This window comes from Alteromonas sp. K632G (genome assembly GCF_017653625.1).
GTDB lineage: Bacteria > Pseudomonadota > Gammaproteobacteria > Enterobacterales > Alteromonadaceae > Alteromonas > Alteromonas naphthalenivorans.
Window position 1 is genome coordinate 46,707 of the sequence record NZ_JAGGDM010000017.1, and the last position, 19,020, is coordinate 65,726.

The 19,020-nt window shown below is 43.6% G+C and carries 17 protein-coding genes; 10 read left to right on the plus strand and 7 right to left on the minus strand.

Translation table 11 applies throughout. The features are described 5' to 3' along the window. The first annotated feature begins 234 nt into the window (after positions 1 to 234). Positions 235 to 1,341 carry a LysR family transcriptional regulator gene (locus tag J5X92_RS15960; RefSeq protein ID WP_208806102.1) on the plus strand — a complete coding sequence of 369 codons (1,107 nt, stop codon included), beginning with the start codon at positions 235 to 237 and terminating at the stop codon, positions 1,339 to 1,341. 97 nt (positions 1,342 to 1,438) lie between these two features. On the opposite strand, the gene J5X92_RS21130 is transcribed toward J5X92_RS15960, so the two are convergent. The 7 genes from J5X92_RS21130 to ampD form a co-directional block, all read right to left on the minus strand. Next, a complete protein-coding gene (locus J5X92_RS21130) occupies positions 1,439 to 1,885 on the minus strand; it encodes a hypothetical protein (RefSeq protein WP_244360907.1) in 447 nt (148 codons plus the stop codon). Positions 1,886 to 2,020: 135 nt separating this feature from the next. Beyond that, positions 2,021 to 3,442 carry a dihydrolipoyl dehydrogenase gene (gene lpdA / locus J5X92_RS15970; RefSeq protein WP_208806103.1) on the minus strand — a complete coding sequence of 474 codons (1,422 nt, stop codon included), beginning with the start codon at positions 3,440 to 3,442 and terminating at the stop codon, positions 2,021 to 2,023. A gap of 128 nt (positions 3,443 to 3,570) precedes the next feature. Then, complete coding sequence (aceF, locus tag J5X92_RS15975) at positions 3,571 to 5,604, minus strand: pyruvate dehydrogenase complex dihydrolipoyllysine-residue acetyltransferase (protein ID WP_208806104.1); 2,034 nt, start codon at positions 5,602 to 5,604, stop codon at positions 3,571 to 3,573. Positions 5,605 to 5,630: 26 nt separating this feature from the next. After that, a complete protein-coding gene (gene aceE / locus J5X92_RS15980) occupies positions 5,631 to 8,306 on the minus strand; it encodes a pyruvate dehydrogenase (acetyl-transferring), homodimeric type (protein WP_208806105.1) in 2,676 nt (891 codons plus the stop codon). A 202-nt stretch (positions 8,307 to 8,508) separates the two neighbouring features. Next, positions 8,509 to 9,255 carry a GntR family transcriptional regulator gene (locus J5X92_RS15985; protein WP_208806106.1) on the minus strand — a complete coding sequence of 249 codons (747 nt, stop codon included), beginning with the start codon at positions 9,253 to 9,255 and terminating at the stop codon, positions 8,509 to 8,511. Between the two features lie 319 nt (positions 9,256 to 9,574). Continuing rightward, positions 9,575 to 10,444 carry a beta-lactamase regulator AmpE gene (ampE, locus tag J5X92_RS15990; protein WP_208806107.1) on the minus strand — a complete coding sequence of 290 codons (870 nt, stop codon included), beginning with the start codon at positions 10,442 to 10,444 and terminating at the stop codon, positions 9,575 to 9,577. A 62-nt stretch (positions 10,445 to 10,506) separates the two neighbouring features. Continuing rightward, positions 10,507 to 11,067 carry a 1,6-anhydro-N-acetylmuramyl-L-alanine amidase AmpD gene (ampD, locus tag J5X92_RS15995; protein ID WP_208806108.1) on the minus strand — a complete coding sequence of 187 codons (561 nt, stop codon included), beginning with the start codon at positions 11,065 to 11,067 and terminating at the stop codon, positions 10,507 to 10,509. Positions 11,068 to 11,743: 676 nt separating this feature from the next. On the opposite strand from ampD, the gene J5X92_RS16000 reads away from it, so the two are divergent. The 9 genes from J5X92_RS16000 (at position 11,744) to J5X92_RS16040 (ending at position 18,977) form a co-directional block, all read left to right on the plus strand. Further along, positions 11,744 to 12,274 carry a TIGR02281 family clan AA aspartic protease gene (locus J5X92_RS16000; protein ID WP_126873769.1) on the plus strand — a complete coding sequence of 177 codons (531 nt, stop codon included), beginning with the start codon at positions 11,744 to 11,746 and terminating at the stop codon, positions 12,272 to 12,274. A gap of 18 nt (positions 12,275 to 12,292) precedes the next feature. After that, positions 12,293 to 13,147 (plus strand): carboxylating nicotinate-nucleotide diphosphorylase, encoded by an 855-nt coding sequence (gene nadC / locus J5X92_RS16005; RefSeq protein WP_208806109.1) that lies wholly within the window; start codon positions 12,293 to 12,295, stop codon positions 13,145 to 13,147. Between the two features lie 363 nt (positions 13,148 to 13,510). After that, entirely contained in the window at positions 13,511 to 13,948 is a 438-nt protein-coding gene (locus J5X92_RS16010; RefSeq protein WP_208806110.1) for a prepilin-type N-terminal cleavage/methylation domain-containing protein, read from the plus strand. An 89-nt stretch (positions 13,949 to 14,037) separates the two neighbouring features. Further along, entirely contained in the window at positions 14,038 to 15,249 is a 1,212-nt protein-coding gene (locus J5X92_RS16015) for a type II secretion system F family protein (protein ID WP_208806111.1), read from the plus strand. Positions 15,250 to 15,358: 109 nt separating this feature from the next. Next, positions 15,359 to 16,264, plus strand: a complete 906-nt coding sequence (locus J5X92_RS16020) for an A24 family peptidase (RefSeq protein WP_208806112.1) — start codon at positions 15,359 to 15,361, stop codon at positions 16,262 to 16,264. Continuing rightward, positions 16,264 to 16,938 carry a dephospho-CoA kinase gene (gene coaE / locus J5X92_RS16025; protein WP_244360910.1) on the plus strand — a complete coding sequence of 225 codons (675 nt, stop codon included), beginning with the start codon at positions 16,264 to 16,266 and terminating at the stop codon, positions 16,936 to 16,938. Before J5X92_RS16020 ends, coaE begins: the two co-directional genes overlap by 1 nt. A 128-nt stretch (positions 16,939 to 17,066) precedes the next feature. Next, entirely contained in the window at positions 17,067 to 17,819 is a 753-nt protein-coding gene (gene zapD, locus J5X92_RS16030; protein WP_208806113.1) for a cell division protein ZapD, read from the plus strand. Between the two features lie 41 nt (positions 17,820 to 17,860). Continuing rightward, the gene (gene yacG, locus J5X92_RS16035; protein ID WP_129739866.1) at positions 17,861 to 18,088 is read left to right on the plus strand and encodes a DNA gyrase inhibitor YacG; all 228 of its coding nucleotides are present in this window, start codon (positions 17,861 to 17,863) and stop codon (positions 18,086 to 18,088) included. 10 nt (positions 18,089 to 18,098) lie between these two features. Beyond that, positions 18,099 to 18,977: an aspartoacylase gene (locus tag J5X92_RS16040; RefSeq protein WP_208806114.1), complete on the plus strand. Its 879-nt coding sequence runs from the start codon at positions 18,099 to 18,101 to the stop codon at positions 18,975 to 18,977. The last annotated feature ends 43 nt before the right edge of the window (positions 18,978 to 19,020 follow it).

Genomic DNA, 19,020 nt, shown 5'->3' on the forward strand with positions numbered 1-19,020 from the left:
GATAAAAAGCGATGAGTTCACGCGTGTTTATGCAGTATTTCCTTACCGCGGCCTCACATCGTACTGAGGACGAGGTGAGGAAATACGTGTCTCGTAAACGTGAAGCCCCCCTCAATCGCTTGGATGCGATTGCGGAGCGCCCATGGATGGGTTTACCGCGTGTTTACGGAGTATTTCCTCTGCTCGGCCTAATATACTGGTACAGAACTAATTTACGAATAACCGGAGAGACTGATGCGTCCACATGATTTAAATTTATTGATGATATTTGATGCCATCATGACAGAGGGCGCGATTACCCGAGCTGCTGATAGATTGTCGATGACCCAACCAGCTGTCTCGAACGCCCTTTCTCGCATGCGTACCGCATGGAAAGACGAGTTATTCGTAAAGGATGGGCGTGGTATTCAACCTACGTCATTTGCCACCAATTTGTGGAGCCAAATTCAAGGCCCATTAGGACAACTTGAAGTTGCCGTCAGCCCGGCGGAATTTGACCCTGCCACGGCCAAGCGAACCTTTCGTATATCGGCCACCGATAGCATTGTTGCTATGGTGTGGGGGCCGCTTCGCAAGGTAATTGAAAATGAAGCTCCAGGCATTAATATTCACGCTATTCCCAGTTACGATTTAGGCACTGATAAGGTTTTAAAAGACGCAGAGGCTGAACTGACCTTTTCTAAATATCATCAACCCGATGCGGTAATACGCACCGAGCACGTTTTAGACCCTAGTTGGGTAGTGGTGATGCGCCCCGATCACCCACTAGCAAAAGCGCAGCTTACCTTGGAAGACTTTATTGCCGCAGATCACTTATTGGTGTCGGTAACAGGCGATGTTACCGGCCCTACCGATCAAGTATTAGCTAACATGGGGTTAAAACGCCGTATTGCTATGTCGGTCAATCAGTTCTACAACGCCACGCCGCTGCTAAAAGAAAGCAACTTAATATGTGTTGCACCATCACTGGTCGTTGAGAAGGAGATTTTCTCTGGTGAGCTCGCAGTATTTGAAACACCTGTTGAAATTAAAGGCCTGCCAATGTCTGTTATGTGGCACAAACGCCAAGACTTAGATGCTGGGTTACAGTGGTTACGTAAATTAGTGGTGAAGTTCATTCGCGAGCGCGTAGAGCGCCACGAAATGCTGCTATCTCAATGCTGCCGTAAAGCCTATTGCGCCGAAACCGTTAAGCGCTTCTTGGCTCAACGTAATATAGACAGCAGCGACTGTACGCCATCGCATATTAAGCATGGTGAAGAGATAGACGCAGCCGAGACGGCCGACATTTTAAATTTAGATAACGCTGTGAATGACCCAAAGGGGAAAGTAATTGCGTAGTTTTTTAAATAAGCCGTGTTGGGGTCTGCTTACAATAAGCATTGAAGATAAGCTGCTATTACCGTCCCTCTGATAGACAGCTTTCACCTGCTTAGGCTTACTTGTACTTGCATTCTTTACTGGCAAGCCACGCTAAACCTTCCTTTTCATCAACACAAAAGAAATAATCGATATCTGCTGCCAAGTACACCCGCTCGAACTGACTTTGAACCAGCGCTGGAATGTCAGCGTTGGCAACCACTAAAGCACAGGCTGACATACCGTATATTTTACGAAGTTTGATTGAGTCTATTAAGGTAGATTCTGCTGCCGGCGTTAAAATCCCAGTACCTTGAACAAATCCTAAAAAGCCCCATTTTTGGCCTTTAAGGCTAATAACAATATCTTTAACGTCCTCGTGGTATTGCTTTAAAATTTCTTCGTTTACCACACCTCGCCCGTCTACTCTGAGCACATTTCCTTTGAGCTCAATATCATATTCGGCGTGTTTAGTTTCTGCATGAGAGGTGTTCTTTCCAATAGTATGAATGTTGCTCGGGACCATTTTGTCTCGTTTAAATCTAACTGCTAATAACCTGCATTAATAATAGGTGCTACATGTAGATTGCGCCAAGTTAGCTGCACCAAAAATAAAAAAACCCGCCATGTGGCGGGTTTCTGCGTTAACTAATTAGCTAACTTACTTCTTTTTCTTTGCCTTAGCGTTAGGCAAATCGGTAATGCTACCTTCAAAGATTTCAGACGCTAAACCAATTGATTCGTTTAACGTTGGGTGAGCGTGAATTGTTAAAGCAACATCTTCCGCATCTGCGCCCATTTCAACAGCAAGACCAATCTCGCCAAGCATTTCGCCCGCGTTAGTACCTACCATTGCGCCACCAAGTACACGACCGGTGTCTTTTTCGAAAATCATTTTAGTCATACCGTTAGTCGCATCAGAGGCAATAGCACGACCTGAAGCAGCCCATGGGAATACGGCTGTTTCGTAGCTTAAACCTTGCTCTTTCGCTTCTTTCTCGGTAACACCAACCCAGGCAACTTCCGGCTCAGTGTACGCTACTGAAGGAATACCACGTGGGTCGAAGTAATGTTTCTGCCCAGCAATAACTTCAGCAGCAACATGACCTTCGTGAACCGCTTTATGTGCAAGCATAGGTTGGCCTACTAAATCACCGATAGCAAAGATATGCTCAACGTTAGTACGCATTTGCTTATCAACGTTAATAAAGCCACGGTCGTCAACGTTAACACCAGCGGTGTCTGCGCCAACCATTTTACCGTTTGGACGACGCCCAACAGCCACTAATACTTTGTCGTAGCGTACTTGTTCTGAAGGTGCATTTTTACCTTCAAACGTTACATACAAACCGTCTTCTTTTGCTTCAACCGCAGTAACCTTGGTTTCAAGCATGATGTTGAATTTTTCTTTATAGTCTTTCATAAAGACTTTCATGATGTCTTTATCAGCAGCTGGAATAAGCTGATCTAAAAATTCAACAACATCAATTTTTGAACCTAGCGCTTCGTATACTGTACCCATTTCTAGGCCAATGATACCGCCACCAAGTACTAGCATTTTCTCTGGAATATCTTTCATTTCCAAAGCGCCAGTTGAGTCGATAATACGATCGTCTTCTGGAATAAACGGCAAGCTTACTGGCTCAGAACCCGCAGCAATAATCGCTTTTTCAAAAGTAATAGTAGTAACGTCGTCACCATTTTTTACTTCAAGGGTATTAGCACCGGTAAATTTACCGTAACCTTTAACGTGCTTGGTTTTACGCATTTTAGACATGCCGCCAAGACCGTTAGTCAGCTGTTTTACAACGCTGTCTTTATATTCGCGAATTTTGTCTAAGTCGATTTCTGGTTCGCCAAACGTTACGCCGTGGCTAGCCATGTGCTTCGCTTCTTTCATCACTTTCGCTACATGAAGCAATGCTTTTGAAGGAATACAGCCAACGTTAAGACATACGCCGCCTAACACTTCGCGTGAATCAACAATAACGGTTTCTATACCTAAGTCGGCAGCACGGAATGCTGCAGAGTAACCGCCAGGGCCGCCGCCCAGTACCACTAATTGCGTTTTAATTTCGCTCATTGTGAACCTCAATCCTATTTTTTGTTAGCTATCAACTTGTGCGTAATAGCATAACCTAAATACTGCCCCAAGGGCTTATAAAATCATCGAGAATGTTCATGATATAACAAACATTCTCGTATTTTTATTTAAAGTATAATTCTGCGCAAGTCGGTTAAGTTTGCTGCCACTTCAGTAGAGAACCTTGCACCTACTGCGCCATCGATAACACGGTGGTCGTAAGATAAACTTAATGGAACCATTAGACGAGGTTCAAACTCGCTACCATTCCACTTCGGTTTCATATCAGACTTAGACACACCTAAAATAGCAACTTCAGGCGCGTTAACAATTGGCGTAAACGCTGTTCCACCAATTCCGCCTAAGCTAGAAATAGTGAACGTGCCGCCTTGCATGTCTGAAGACTTCAGTTTGCCGTCACGGGCTTTCTTCGACGTTTCAATCAATTCTTGAGACAACTGCTCAATACCTTTCTTGTTCACGTCTTTGATTACCGGCACTACCAAGCCACCTGGCGTTTCTACCGCAATACCAATGTTGATGAACTTCTTGATAATCAAGCTTTCACCATCTTCAGAAAGCGAAGAGTTGAATATTTCGTATTTCTCAAGTGCTTTAGCAACGGCTTTCATGATGAACACAAGTGGCGTGATTTTAAGGCCAGACTTGGTTTTCGCATGATAGGCGTTTTGTTCTTTACGGAACGCTTCTACATCGGTGATATCAGCCTCATCAAACTGTGTTACATGAGGGATAGTCGCCCAGTTGCGGTGTAAGAACGGACCAGAAATCTTTTGAATACGAGAAAGCTTAACTTCTTCAATTTCACCAAACTTGCTGTGATCGACCGGTTTAACCGGCACAATTTGAAGTACGTTATCGCCTGCTGGTGCAGCGGCACTTGCAGCACTGCCTTTCGGCTTAGCAAGTTCAGCTTTCACGTAAGCCTGTACGTCTTCTTTAAGAATACGATTCTTAGGGCCTGTTCCATTAACAAGGGTAAGGTCTACACCAAACTCTCTTGCTACACGGCGCACAGAAGGAGAAGCATGTGCTTTACCGTTGCCTTTAGGCTCTGGCGCTTCTTGTGCTGGTACAGGAGACTTATTTTGCGCAGCTGGTTTTTCAGCCGCTTTCGGCTTCTCAGGCGCAGATTCCGCTTTCTTCGGTGCAGGTGCTTCGCTACTAGTTGAACCGCCACTTCCGGCAGTTTCTAGCTTAATAACTAACGTACCTTGCTTAACTTTGTCACCGGCTTTAATAAAGACTTCTTTTACTGTACCTGCATGGGTAGAAGGCACATCCATTGTCGCTTTGTCAGTTTCAAGGGTAATAAGACCATCTTCTTTCTCAATGGTGTCGCCCACAGAAACTAATACATCGATAACGTCTACTTCACCGTCTTCACCAATATCAGGAACTTCAACTTCTACCACGCCACCAGCTGATTCTGAAGATGAGGCAGATGAAGCCGCCTCGTCAGAAGATGAGTCAGCCGAAGGTGCCGCTTTTTCAGAACTTGACTGAGCAGGCGCATCGCTGCTAGCTGCTTCACCACTTCCAGCGGTTTCTAGTTTAATAACTAGCGTACCTTCTTTTACTTTATCGCCAGTACTGATGAATACTTCTTTCACCGTACCTGCGTGAGTAGAAGGCACATCCATAGTCGCTTTATCGGTTTCTAGCGTAATAAGCCCATCTTCTTTCTCGATGGTATCGCCTACAGAAACCAGTACATCAATAACATCTACTTCGCCGTCGTCACCAATATCAGGAACCGCAACTTCTATCACTTCACCACCACCTGATGCTGCTGGCGCCGCTCCTGATTTGCTTTCTTCTTTTGGTGCTTCTTTAGGCTCTTCTTTTGCAGGTGCTGCTTCAGCTGGCTCTTCTTTCTCTTCAGAAGAGGCTTCTTCGCCACCTGCTTTTTTCATTTCGCCGATAACATCGCCTTCTTTAATCTTGTCGCCAACGGCAACAGATAAGCTAACGATTTCACCTTCAAATGGTGCAGGAATATCCATAGAGGCTTTGTCACTTTCTACAGTAACAACGCCTTCATCTGCATCAATGGTGTCGCCTACGGCAACACATAGCTCGATAACTTCAACTTCGTCACCGCCTACATCGGGTACGATAATCTTTTGAATATCTGACATATGTAAAATACCTTATCTGCCTGCGGCTACGCGTAAAGTGGGTTTAGTTTTTCAACGTTAATATCAAAACGTTTAATCGCTTCGGCAACATCTTTCTTATCAAACTCACCGCGTTGCGCTAGTTCGTACAATGAAGCCACTACAATGTATGCAGCGTTAACTTCAAAGTGAGTACGCAAGTTTTCACGGCTATCACTTCGACCAAAGCCATCAGTACCTAGACAGCGGTAATCAGTGTCGATAAATGCACGAACCTGATCAGAATAGTTTTTCACGTAGTCGGTAGCAGAAATAGCAGGACCTGCATCTTTCGTAATGACCTGACCAACGTAAGCTGTTTTCTGATCTGCTTCTGGATTCAACATGTTCCAGCGCGCCACTTCTTGACCTTCGCGAGCCAATTCGTTGAACGAGGTTACCGAGTAAACGTCTGAAGAAACGTTGTAATCGTCACAAAGAATTTGTGCCGCTTTACGTACTTCATTCAAGATAGTACCCGAACCCATTAACTGTACATTGGTCTTGGTCTTCTTGTTTTCAACTCGTTCAAGCTTATAAATACCTTTAATGATTTGATCAGCTACGTCATCACCTTCAGGCATAGCTGGGTGTTGGTAGTTCTCGTTCATCAATGTTAGGTAATAGAATACGTTTTCGTTGTTGCCATACATGCGACGTAAACCGTCTTGTACAATAACAGCCACTTCGTATCCGTAAGTTGGATCGTAAGTTACACAGTTCGGGATAAGGTTCGCTTGAACATGTGAATGTCCATCTTGGTGCTGTAGACCTTCACCGTTCAATGTGGTTCTACCTGCGGTAGCACCTAACAAGAAACCTCTTGCTTGGCTATCGCCAGCTGCCCACGTCAAGTCGCCAACACGTTGGAAACCAAACATTGAGTAGTAAATGTAGAACGGAATAGTCGTAGCGTTACAGGTTGAGTAAGACGTACCTGCCGCAACCCACGATGCCATTGCACCTAATTCGTTAATACCTTCCTGCAATACCTGGCCTTTCTTATCTTCACGATAGTAAGCCACTTGATCGGCATCTTGTGGAACGTACTTTTGGCCTTCGTTAGCGTAAATGCCCACTTGGCGGAACAGCCCTTCCATACCGAATGTACGTGCTTCATCAGGAATAATTGGCACAATACGCTTACCAATCTTCTTGTCTTTCAATAATGCGTTAAGTACACGTACGAAAGTCATAGTAGACGAAACTGAACGATCGCCAGAGCCTTTTAAAATTGCATCAAATGCTTTTAGCTCAGGTACTTCAAGTTGCTCGTCAGCTTGTTCTCTACGAGAAGGTAAGTAACCGCCTAAAGACTCACGACGCTCGCGCAAGTACTTCATTTCTTCACTGTCTTCAGGGAACTTGAAGTAAGGAAGTTCTTCAATTTTTTCGTCAGCAATTGGAATATTGAAACGATCGCGGAATACTTTAAGTGAATCTACGTCCATCTTCTTCACGTTATGCGCAATGTTCAAGGCTTCACCAGAAGCACCTAAACCAAAGCCTTTAACGGTTTTAGCAAGAATAACCGTTGGACGACCTTTGGTCTCTTTCGCTTTTTGATAAGCAGCAAAGACTTTTACTGGATCGTGTCCACCACGGTTCAAGCGCCAGATGTCATCGTCAGACATGTTCGCTACAAGTGCAGCCGTTTCTGGGTACTTGTTGAAGAAGTTTTCGCGAGTGTATTTACCACCCTTCGCTTTACAGTTCTGGTACTCACCGTCTACGGTTTCGCCCATTAACTGAATAAGTTTGCCTGATTTATCACGGGCAAGAAGCTCATCCCAGTAACTGCCCCAAATAACTTTAACCACTTCCCAGCCTGCGCCGCGGAATGTGCCTTCAAGTTCTTGGATAATTTTGCCGTTACCACGAACCGGGCCATCTAGGCGCTGTAGGTTACAGTTGATAACGAAAGTTAGGTTATCTAGGCCTTCACGTGAAGCAAGACCAATAGCACCCAATGATTCTGGCTCATCACACTCGCCGTCTCCCATGTAGCAATATACGCGCTGTTCAGAACAGTCTTTAATACCACGGTTAGTGAGGTACTTAAGGAAACGTGCAGTATAAATAGCTTGAAGTGGACCTAAGCCCATCGATACTGTTGGGAACTGCCAGTAATCTTTCATCAAATGAGGATGCGGGTATGAAGATAGACCTTCACCAGCGCATTCTTGACGGAAGTTATTTAGCTGTTCTTCAGAAAGGTTACCTTCAATGAAAGAACGGGCATAAATACCTGGAGAGATATGGCCTTGGGCAAAAATAAAGTCGCCACCAGCGTTTTCTGTCGGCGCTTTAAAGAAGTGGTTAAAACCAACATCATATAGCATGGCAGATGACGCAAAACTACCAATGTGACCACCAAGCTCTAAGTCTTTTTTAGAAGCACGTAATACAATCATCAATGCATTCCAACGAATGGCGGCACGAATGCGTGCTTCAATCGTTAGGTCGCCAGGCATTTTTGGCTCTTGCGCTGAAGGAATTGTATTGATGTACGCTGTGGTGGCGTCGTACGGTAAGTGCGCTCCGCTACGACGAGCCTTATCAATAAGTTTCTCGAGTAGATAATGGGCGCGTTCTACACCTTCCTCTTCCAAAACAGATTCAAGAGCATCAATCCACTCTTTAGTTTCTTGAGGATCCACATCTTGGTGCATCATATCAGTCATGGTGCCATCCTATTTTTGCTTTATATATAGAGAATTCTTCCTTCGACCTAATTATCGAAAGAAGAATGACCAAATTACGTTGTACTCGCTGTGAACCTTAATGGCTCACCTGTGCTTTTTGCATATCACAGTAGCTAAAATTCTCTTTAAGCCTCTGCTTATATAATCACGCCTTATAAAACTGGGTAAACAAGAAGGCATGTTAAATTTCTAATCGTCGTAACGCGCGTTGTACACGGGTGTCACGCTGATTAATGGTTAATAATGTCTTTTCAATGAACGCAAGGTGCGTATTACACGCCTGACGTGCCGCTTCTGGATCCCGTGCAGCGATAGCTTCAACAATTTCTTGTCTTTGACGAGCAATATCTGCCACTGCATCAGGGTGAGTCGCTAACATATCAAAGTTACGTTCTATGTTTTCCACCAGCATACTTTGCATGGTGCTCATTACATGTAAAAGCACCATGTTATGGGATGCTCTTGCCATAATGATGTAGAACTTACCTAGCGCTTCAGCTTGTTCCCGCTTACTTTCTTCGGGTGCTGGCGTGGGCAGTTCATTAAGCGCATTTTTTAGTGCTTCATAATCTTCAGGTTGCCCACGAAGCGCTGCATAATACGCTGCCATTCCTTCTAAGGCATGACGAAACTCAAGTAAATCGAACTGAGTTTCAGGCCGTTTACTGACAAGTGCCATCAATGGGTCTTTCATGGCAGAGTTAAGGTTGCGGTTTACAAACGTGCCGCCGCCCTGCTTGCGCTCAACCAATCCACGTGCCTGGAGATTACCTATGGCTTCTCGTAAGGAAGGCCGTGATACCTCAAACTGAATCGCAAGTTCACGCTCTGGTGGCAATTTCTGACCTGCCAATAAGCTCCCATCCAAAATCATGGACTCAAGCTGCTCGGTGATAACATCGGCAAGTTTTTTTCGCTGCTGACGCATGCGTGACTATATTCCTTCGTTTACTTGAGTATGCGACTATTTTGTAAACAAGTAAGGTCTACAGTCACAATTGGTAATACCATTTTACCTATATAGTTTAAGATAGATCGAAAGTGAGGTAAATACTCTCAAGCATAGCAAACTTGTAAGGAGTTGCTTATTGTTAAGCTTTATTGTTGAATTTGTTGCAAAAATTTAGCAAACACTCACTGGTCTGATGAGGTGGGGTGGCGAGGGTATGAGACGTGAAATACCTGATCTATAAATGAAAAATTCATAGACCAGGATAGAATGGTAATACGTTTGTTAACTGAAATAGTTAAGCAAGGGTGCCAACAACGGTTAGCGCAGAGGTAATAACAAGCAGAAAAATAACATTACGTTTTGCTAACTTGACCAGCACTTTAGGCTCTACCGCTGCATTTTCTGTCTGAGCTTGACGTTCTTCAGCCGTTAACATCTCGGCTTTTGACGATACTCGGGTAAGCAAATCGTACGCGGGAACATTAAGTGAAAGTCCGTCTTTCAACCATTGAGGAAGTGCACGGGAAAAATGCCCCATCATCAACATGCCAAACGCCGTAATGCGTACCGGTATAAAATCAAGTGCGTACATTAACTTGCCCGCCGCCATAGCTAATGGATGTTGAGATGCACAGAAACGCTCAGTGGCACTTCTACTGAAACAGTAGAACACGGCACCCGGTGCACCAAATGCTATAAACCACAACATGACCGCAGCGTAGTGCTGATAGTTCAGCCAAGTAAGGTGTTGGCCGAAGCTTTTTCCCTCAGCCATGGCAGTACCGTCGCTATCACGCTTGCTACCGCAATGCCCTAGTTGGTCGGTGTACATACTGCAAGCTTGTAAATCGCCACGGTCTGCGGCGTTCAAAAATTGCTTATATGTGGCACGCAATACCGGGCAGCCTATACAAATAAATAAAATGATACTTTGTTCAATAAAGGTAAGAAAAGCGCCGAACAGCCAATGCTCAATTAGCCCAATGATTAGTGCTGGCAGCAACATATATAAATAAAAAGCAATCGATGACGTGCCTTCTTCTAGCCATTTTCGCTCGTAAAGCCAATTTTGATAGGCAACTGCATAACGTTCTATGTGCCATACCGGCGTTTTAGTAATGAGCCTTTCAAGACTTAATACCAGCAGTAAACTCATTAGTATCATGTTTATTTCCTACCGTAGAATTATAGGTAATAGGCAGACGCATAATCGCCTTGCTTACCGATTTAAATAATCGTGTTGCTTGATATGTTAGTTGCATCAAGTGACTGTCTGTAGCGTGGCCAATCGAACGCTACACCTGGGTCGGTCTTTCGCCCTGGCGCAATATCATTATGACCCACAATTCGACCCAACGTAATTCGCGGGTACTGTTGCAATATAAACTTACTCAATATCGATAGTTGCTCATATTGAGCATCCGTGTAAGGCAGAGTATCCGTGCCTTCTAATTCAATACCAATGGTAAAGTCGTTACAACGAGAGCGACCTTGAAATGTCGATAACCCTGCATGCCACGCCCGCTTGTTAAAGGGAACAAACTGCTCTATTTCACCGTTGCGGTAAATTACACAATGGGCAGATACCCTAATTCCTGCTATTTCTTTGTAAAACGGGTGCTCATCAGGATTTAACGTACCGGTAAACAACTCACGGATACCTGATGTACCAAATTGCGACGGTGGCAGCGATATATTATGAATAACCAACACGCTCACATCGCTTTCGTCGGGCCGTTCATCATAATGGGGGCAATCAATTTGCTTCGCGGGCTTGTATAACACCATATAATTTGAAGATTCGTTACGTGGTTTTCATTAATAACAGTGTGACACCAGCTGCCCAAGGGCACAAGCTAAACGCCGTTTCTGGTGAAAGGTGAGTTTGAGGGTAAAGCACGCCGTGAATCCATCCATGGAGGCTCGGCTGCAGCATCCATGCTGCAGACGGCTTTACCCTCAAAATCACCTTGCACTTAAATAGGCAAGTTACATATTTGAAAAAAGAGAAGAATGCAGCTCCCTGCTGCATAAAGTTTTAAATGGATGCTGCCTTACCGCTTTGACGAATGACCACTTGATTTGAACGTTAATAATGTTTCAAGAAAAATTGCGCAGATGGCTTTACTCTCAAATTCACCTTGCACTTAAATAGGCAAGTTACATATTAAAAAAGAGAAGAATTCAGCTCCTTGCTGCATAAGGTTTTAAATGGATGCTGCCTTACTGCTTTGACGAATGACCACTTGAATTGAGCGTGAATAATGTTTCAAGAGATATTGCGCAGACGGCTTTACCCTCAAACTCACCTTGCACTTAATAATCGCGAGCGTTTTTTGAAAAAGAAAAAAGTGCTACCCCTTACTCCATAAAGTTTCACTGGGTACGAACTCCTTTTGTTAGGCCGATACATTTATATATACGTAGAAAGGCGGTATAAATAGAACGTATAAAAAGAAGTGAGATGTTTTATATGAGTGAAGATGATTCTGTGGGCGAGAATTCTGCGGCAAAGTATATGGTGGTGCTGGCGTGGATTTGTGGGTTTGGCCTGCTGGTCTATGTCTTTTCTGGCTTGCTCGATAAGCAAGTTAACCCTAATAGCGAACCTCAATCACAGCGTATTGGGTCACAAACCGAAGTACGCTTAAAGCAAAACCGAGCAGGACATTACGTGACCTCAGGCTTTATTAATGGCGAAGAAGTAGTGTTTTTGGTAGATACCGGCGCTACCGATGTGTCTATTCCCGCCCATCTAGCCCAGAGACTTCAACTACAAGCGGGTCGTAAAGGCTTGGCCAATACAGCGAATGGAACCGTTACCGTTGCTGAATCACGTATTGATACTCTTCGAATTGGCGACATTGTATTAAACAATGTTAGCGCAAACCTAAACCCCGGTATGCAAAGTGAGCATATCTTGCTTGGAATGAGCGTTTTACGGCAATTAGAGTTTACTCAGCGCGGAGATTGGTTAATATTGCGTACCCTTTAATTCTAAACAGCAGCCATCATGATTTCACCCGACATTAACGCCATCCGCGAACAAGTTTCTCTCGCACTTATTGAAGATTTAGGTGGCGAGCTTAACGCGCATAACGATATTACTGCGAACTTAATAGACGAAAGCGAAAACGCGACTGCTACTATTATTACCCGTGAGCAATGCGTTATTTGCGGCGTAGCTTGGGTTGAACAAGCGTTTGCGTTAATTGATGAGCACCTAGAATTAGTATGGCAAGTAAAAGACGGCGATACCGTTGCAGCAGATACTACCCTACTGACTTTAACAGGCTCGGCTCGCGCTATTCTTACTGCCGAGCGGGTAGCACTTAATTTTCTGCAAACCCTTTCAGCAACGGCAACCGTCACAGCCAGCTATGCGAAGTTGCTTGCCGGAAGCAACACCAAAATTCTTGATACACGCAAAACCCTACCAGGCCTTCGCATGGCACAGAAGTACGCTGTGCATTGTGGCGGGGGACAAAATCATCGTATTGGTTTGTTTGATGCGTTCTTAATTAAAGAAAATCACATTTTTTCCTGCGGCTCTATAAAGAAAGCAGTAAGCCGTGCTAAAGAAATGAAACCTGGGAAGCCTGTTGAAGTAGAAGTAGAAAGCTTGGAAGAATTACAACAAGCACTTCTTGCAGGGGCTGACATCGTTATGTTGGATAACTTTACCAACGAACAGATCCAAAAGGCAGTAGCGCTAACCCAAGGGCAATGTAAACTGGAAGTGTCAGGTAACATTACCGATGAACGGTTATCGTCGCTAGCAACACTGGGTGTAGACTATATTTCATCTGGTGCATTAACCAAGAATGTGAAAGCAATTGATTTGTCGCTAAGGGTTAACTTAGCGTAAAAAAGGTTGCGAATAGCGTGCGTTAATTTCATATGTAACAGTTCAAATGACGTGCTTAGGTATAAAGCTACTTTACTACTTTATAAGCACGTTTCATCGGTTTTGTTCTAGCTAGTATAGTTATCTATACGTACGAAAGTTGTAAATTCATACGAAAGTTCAATAACATAGGGCTGCAAAGCCCTTTTTGAACGTGTCATACTGAAAAAGTCAGACATAGGTATTTTTCTGCATACTTGTCACTGACCAATTAATTTATATACTTAGATTCAAGTACCAGGGACGTTTAAGGACGACTCGGGTATAAACGTCAATTTGAATTACATTTAAACTTAACGTGCTATACACGTCCCGGAGCAAACCATGATGAACATGAAAACTAAAAACCAAAAGGGTTTCACCCTAATCGAACTTATGATCGTTGTTGCCATTATCGGTATTTTGGCAGCAATCGCTTTACCTGCTTATCAGGGTTATACCCAGAAAGCACGCTTCACTGAAGTGGTCAATGCAACCGCAGCAGCGAAATCAGCGGTTGAAGTTTGTGCGCAAACTGAAAGCGGTACAACTGCCATCCTGATTTTAGATGGTTGTGACGCCGGTTCTAAAGGCATTCCAGCTACAGTTTCCGCGGGAACAAATACTGTGGGACTTACTGTAAGTGACGGAGTAATAACAGCAACTAAGGCTACTGACTCATCAATTACAGGTAACGGAACTTACAAAATGACCCCTACTGTTGACGCCACTTCGCGCAAGGTAACTTGGGCAACTGTATGTGACCCTACAACTCTTTGCTAAGTAAAGTAAACTTTTAATAGCCCAGTTTCGACTGGGCTTTTTTGTATTATTAAACGCACTCTATCGATTTTATGCATTAGGTTTTTAATATGGCAAAAGCAGCTATCACTTATACTTGGCAAGGAAAAGATAGAAAAGGGAATAAGCTTAAAGGTGAAATATCCGCCACATCCCTATCCGAAGCGAAGAACTTGTTACGACGCCAAGGTATATCAGCCAATAGAGTTAAAAAATTTGCTAAACCATTGTTTGGTGCTAGAGAGAAGAAAATTACTGCTGCAGATATATCTGTTTTTTCTCGCCAAATAGCCACTATGCTCTCTGCTGGTGTAACACTTATTCAATCGTTAGATATGGTAGCGCAAGGTCATGCTAAAGCATCAATGCGAAAACTACTTAACGAAATTGCCAATGAAGTACGCTCTGGTAACCCTCTTTCAAATTCATTACGCGCGCATCCTGAATATTTTGATGATTTGTATTGCGACTTGGTTTACACCGGAGAACAGTCAGGTGCTTTAGAAACTATTTACGACCGAATAGCCACCTATAAAGAAAAGTCTGAAGCGCTAAAATCGAAAATTAAAAAGGCCATGTTTTACCCTATTGCGGTTGTCGTGGTGGCATTTATTGTAACCACTATATTGCTAGTTTTTGTCGTACCACAATTTGAAGAAATTTTTAGTAGTTTCGGGGCGCAGCTTCCTGCCTTTACACTCTTCGTACTGGCCATATCAAATTTTGTGCAAAGTTACGGGATATTTATAGGCATTGGCATTGGTATAGCTGGCTACCTATTTATGCGTGCTCACAAAAAAAGTCAAAGCTTCCGCGATAAAGTTGATAAAGCGGTTCTTAAAATTCCCGTTATTGGGGAAATACTCAAAAAAGCCAGTATCGCACGGTTTACTCGCACTCTCGCAACCACCTTTGCTGCCGGTGTACCTTTAATTGGCGCCCTTGAATCGGCTGCAGGGGCTTCCGGCAATGCTGTATTTAGAGAGGCTATCTTATATATAAGAAAAGAAGTGGCTGGCGGTATGCCAATGTATATCTCCATGCGGGCCACCAATGTATTTCCTGATATGGTGACGCAAATGGTAGCCATTGGTGAAGAGTCTGGCTCGGTTGAGGAAATGCTCAGTAAAATAGCTACCATATATGAAGCTGAAGTGGATGATATGGTCGATGGTTTAACCAGCCTGCTTGAGCCAATGATTATGGCTGTGCTAGGCGTAGTGATTGGCGGTCTTATCATCGCCATGTACCTTCCCATATTTGAAATGGGTAATGTGGTATAACTTTTTGCCAGCTGGTACTTGTTTTGTTTGTACACTTCACATGATTAGGCTTGCCCAGCGCAGGCCTTTTTTGCATTATTAACTAAAATAAAAAAGAGAACGCTATTTTATGGAAGCGATATTGCTTACCAGCCAATTATACCCGTGGTTATTCTACCTCTTTGTTTTCGTAGTTAGCTTAATGGTAGGAAGCTTCTTAAATGTGGTTATTCATCGCTTGCCCATTATGATGGAAAACAGTTGGAAGCAGGAATACGCCAATTACTTTAGTGAAACAGATAGCGAAAATGAAAATATTCAAGCTGCTGGTGAGCAAACTCTTCCTGAAACGTTTAATTTGGCCAAGCCAGATAGCACCTGCCCTAGTTGCGGTCATAAAATTCGGGCTTGGGAAAATATTCCTATCATTAGTTATCTATTCCTTCGCGGAAAATGTTCAAACTGTAAAACCTCTATCTCTATTCGCTACCCATTGGTAGAACTATTTACAGCGCTAACTTGTACATTCGCCGCCTACTATTTTGGCCCTACACCTCAAGCAATATGGGCGGTGATATTTACTTATATTCTAATCGCCCTTATTTTTATCGATTTTGATAAAATGCTGCTACCGGACCAACTTACCCTTCCCTTGCTTTGGCTAGGCTTGGTGCTTAGTACTCAATCGGTATTTGTTGGGCCTGTTGACGCCATTATTGGTGCCGCCGCCGGATATTTAAGTTTATGGTCTGTGTTCTGGTTGTTTAAAATAGTCACTGGAAAGGAAGGCATGGGATATGGTGACTTTAAAATATTAGCAGCTCTTGGCGCCTTCACTGGCTGGCAGGGCTTACCTATCATCATCTTACTGTCTTCAATCGCAGGGGCTATTGCTGGCATTGCCATTATGATGTTCCAAAACAAAGGAAAATCATTGGCTATCCCGTTCGGGCCCTATTTAGCCGTTGCTGGTTGGATAACCTTATTTTATAAAGATACGATTATTACCCTCTATTTAAAATGGGCACTGCAGTAATGGCAGTAACTAAAAGAACAGCCGAAGCAGAACCAAAGAGGCCTTCGAATAAAAGCGATAAAATCGTGATTGGCCTTACCGGCGGAATTGGTAGTGGAAAGTCTGCCGCTACGAATAAATTCGCAGCGTTAGGTATTGATATTATTGACGCCGATGAAGTGGCTAGAGAGGTTGTTACCCTTGGCAGTGAAGGGTTAACTAAAATAACCGAGCATTTTGGCCACGCTATTTTGTTAGAAGACGGCACTCTGAACAGAGCCGCTTTACGAGAACAAGTTTTTAATAACAGCGAAGAAAAACAATGGCTCAATCAATTGTTACATCCGCTTATTCGCAACACTATGCTTCAACAAATAGCTGACGCGACTAGCCATTATTGTATTTTATCGGTTCCCTTACTAATTGAGGGAAACCTTAGTGAATTATGCGACCGAATAATTGTGGTAGATTGCCCCGAATCAATGCAGCTTGAACGAGCCATGCAACGCGATGGCAGTACCAAGCAACTAATTGAAAATATTATGGCATCGCAAGCGACTAGAAAAGAACGATTAGCCGCTGCAGACGATGTCATCGATAATAGTAAAACTATTGAGTTCCTCAATGAGCAAGTTATCGCGCTACATAACGAGTACACCCGTAAATACAGTGCAAATAACGAAAATTCTTCGTAAATTCGGTTTTACTGCAACTTTTTTCCTTAAAACTCGTCAAAAGTTTAATTGATTATGAAAGTAGGCTTGGCTTAGGGCAGTTCATGCATTAGGCTTTAGGGTTAAGTCTATGTGTTTTAAGGATATCCATGAGCGAAGCTGTATTCGAATTCCCCCTAAAGGAAAAAGTGCGTAACTATCTGCGCGTAGAGCAGCTTCTTGGGCAATTAAAAAGCACTGCGAAATCTGACAGTGTGCCGCTGCAAATGGTTTTCTTTGAACAGTTATTTGAGTTACTCGATTTGATTGAGCGACTGGATTTACGCTCAGACATGAGCAAAGATTTAGATGCCCACGAAAAAAATCTCGTTTACTGGTCACAGCACCCTAAGATAGACAGTGCCGCGCTAGATCAGGCACTTAAAACCATAGTGAACCTTAAGCAAAAGCTTAAAACCGACCGTCGCTTTGGCAGCGCGCTTAAAGAAGATAAGCTGCTAAGTGCGATTAGGCAGCGCTTCGCTATTCCAGGCGGTTCTTGTAGCTTTGACCTACCCAACCTTCACTTTTGGCTTCAGCAACCTGCCGAGGTGCGCCAACAAGAAATTGGTCAATGGCTTGAAACCTTGAGTTTATTAGACGACACCATAGCCGTTAGCCTGTCGTTTATTCGTGAACGCGGACAATTCAAAACGGTTACTGCAGACAATGGTTTTTACCAAGGTGCGGCTGAAGATAAAAACGAGCTTATCCGCATAAAATGCCGTGTAGATGAAGGTTACTACCCTACCCTTAGCGGCAATAAATACCGCTATGCCTTGCGCTTTTTATGGTTTTCTCCTGCACAAGGCCAAAACGCGGCTGTTGAATCTAATATTCAGTTTAAACTAGCAGCCTGTTAAACTACGCCTATCGAAAACCTAATCTGCCACTGGAGTGATTCATGGTTGTAAATTGCCCAACTTGTGCGAAGTCGGTTCCTTGGAATAGTGATAGCGAGTTTCGCCCTTTTTGTAGTAAAAAATGTCAACTTATTGATTTAGGTGAATGGGCTTCTGAAGAACACAAAATTGCTGCAAAACCATCTGAACAGCCTTCCGCTAAAGAAGTCGACATTGAAGAAATAGAAGCAATGCTTGCTAAGCAATCTGACGACTTTTTCAAACACTAATAGGAAGTATATGATTAATAAAATTGCGCTTGTTGGTGGAACACATGGTAATGAAACCAGTGGTATTCAACTTATTCATAACTGGCAATCTGAAGGGTTCTCTGATGCGCTATCATCGCGCTATTCATCACTGGACGTGTCGCTTACCATTGCTAACCCTGACGCCCTAAGCGCTAATGTGCGATTTGTTGAAGAAGATTTGAATCGTCAGTTCACCCTAGAAGCCTTAAGCAATTCCAGCGATGCTAAAGAGGCGAAGCTAGCCAAAAAGCTTAACCAGCAATTTGGCCCTAAAGGCAATTCTACAACTGACTTGGTAATTGATATTCACAACACCACCAGTAACATGGGTGCAACGCTAATCATTTTAGAAGCTGATGATTTCCATATTCAGCTCGCGCGATTTGTGAAGCATCATATGCCTGAAGCGAACATTCTTTTAGAAGATGAAAAACCGTATTTAGAGCACGGTTATTTGTGTACCACGGGCAAACGTGGCGTAATGATTGAGGTAGGCGCACAACCTCAAGGTGTGTTGCGAGAAGACGTTTATTTGCTTACCCAAACCATGGCTGAAGTTATTCTGGATTTTTGCCAAGCGTATAACACAGATAGCCTTGAACAATACGCTGAGTGCGAGGTGTTTAGACTAGGGGAAAATATTAAATTCCCACTTAGTGCCGAGGGTAAACGTACTGCGATGATCCACCACTCATTGCAAGATAACGACTTCGCCCCGCTTATTCCAGGTGCACCGGTATTTCGCACCTTTGATGGTAAAGACATTGAATGGCAAGAAGCACAGGAAACCTATCCTCACTTCATCAACGAAGCGGCTTATCACAAGCTAGATGTGGCTTTTGCCACTGCAACACGGCTTATGCTGTAAGCCGTTAAAGCCCGCATTTCAAACGGGACACAGATACAAAAAA

Bases quoted from the DNA above. Each gene is read 5' to 3' on its own strand.
- J5X92_RS15960 (WP_208806102.1), top strand. From the start codon at position 235: ATGCGTCCACATGATTTAAATTTATTGATGATATTTGATGCCATCATG.
- J5X92_RS21130 (WP_244360907.1), bottom strand. From the start codon at position 1,885: ATGGTCCCGAGCAACATTCATACTATTGGAAAGAACACCTCTCATGCA.
- lpdA (WP_208806103.1), bottom strand. From the start codon at position 3,442: ATGAGCGAAATTAAAACGCAATTAGTGGTACTGGGCGGCGGCCCTGGC.
- aceF (WP_208806104.1), bottom strand. From the start codon at position 5,604: ATGTCAGATATTCAAAAGATTATCGTACCCGATGTAGGCGGTGACGAA.
- aceE (WP_208806105.1), bottom strand. From the start codon at position 8,306: ATGACTGATATGATGCACCAAGATGTGGATCCTCAAGAAACTAAAGAG.
- J5X92_RS15985 (WP_208806106.1), bottom strand. From the start codon at position 9,255: ATGCGTCAGCAGCGAAAAAAACTTGCCGATGTTATCACCGAGCAGCTT.
- ampE (WP_208806107.1), bottom strand. From the start codon at position 10,444: ATGATACTAATGAGTTTACTGCTGGTATTAAGTCTTGAAAGGCTCATT.
- ampD (WP_208806108.1), bottom strand. From the start codon at position 11,067: ATGGTGTTATACAAGCCCGCGAAGCAAATTGATTGCCCCCATTATGAT.
- J5X92_RS16000 (WP_126873769.1), top strand. From the start codon at position 11,744: ATGTTTTATATGAGTGAAGATGATTCTGTGGGCGAGAATTCTGCGGCA.
- nadC (WP_208806109.1), top strand. From the start codon at position 12,293: ATGATTTCACCCGACATTAACGCCATCCGCGAACAAGTTTCTCTCGCA.
- J5X92_RS16010 (WP_208806110.1), top strand. From the start codon at position 13,511: ATGATGAACATGAAAACTAAAAACCAAAAGGGTTTCACCCTAATCGAA.
- J5X92_RS16015 (WP_208806111.1), top strand. From the start codon at position 14,038: ATGGCAAAAGCAGCTATCACTTATACTTGGCAAGGAAAAGATAGAAAA.
- J5X92_RS16020 (WP_208806112.1), top strand. From the start codon at position 15,359: ATGGAAGCGATATTGCTTACCAGCCAATTATACCCGTGGTTATTCTAC.
- coaE (WP_244360910.1), top strand. From the start codon at position 16,264: ATGGCAGTAACTAAAAGAACAGCCGAAGCAGAACCAAAGAGGCCTTCG.
- zapD (WP_208806113.1), top strand. From the start codon at position 17,067: ATGAGCGAAGCTGTATTCGAATTCCCCCTAAAGGAAAAAGTGCGTAAC.
- yacG (WP_129739866.1), top strand. From the start codon at position 17,861: ATGGTTGTAAATTGCCCAACTTGTGCGAAGTCGGTTCCTTGGAATAGT.
- J5X92_RS16040 (WP_208806114.1), top strand. From the start codon at position 18,099: ATGATTAATAAAATTGCGCTTGTTGGTGGAACACATGGTAATGAAACC.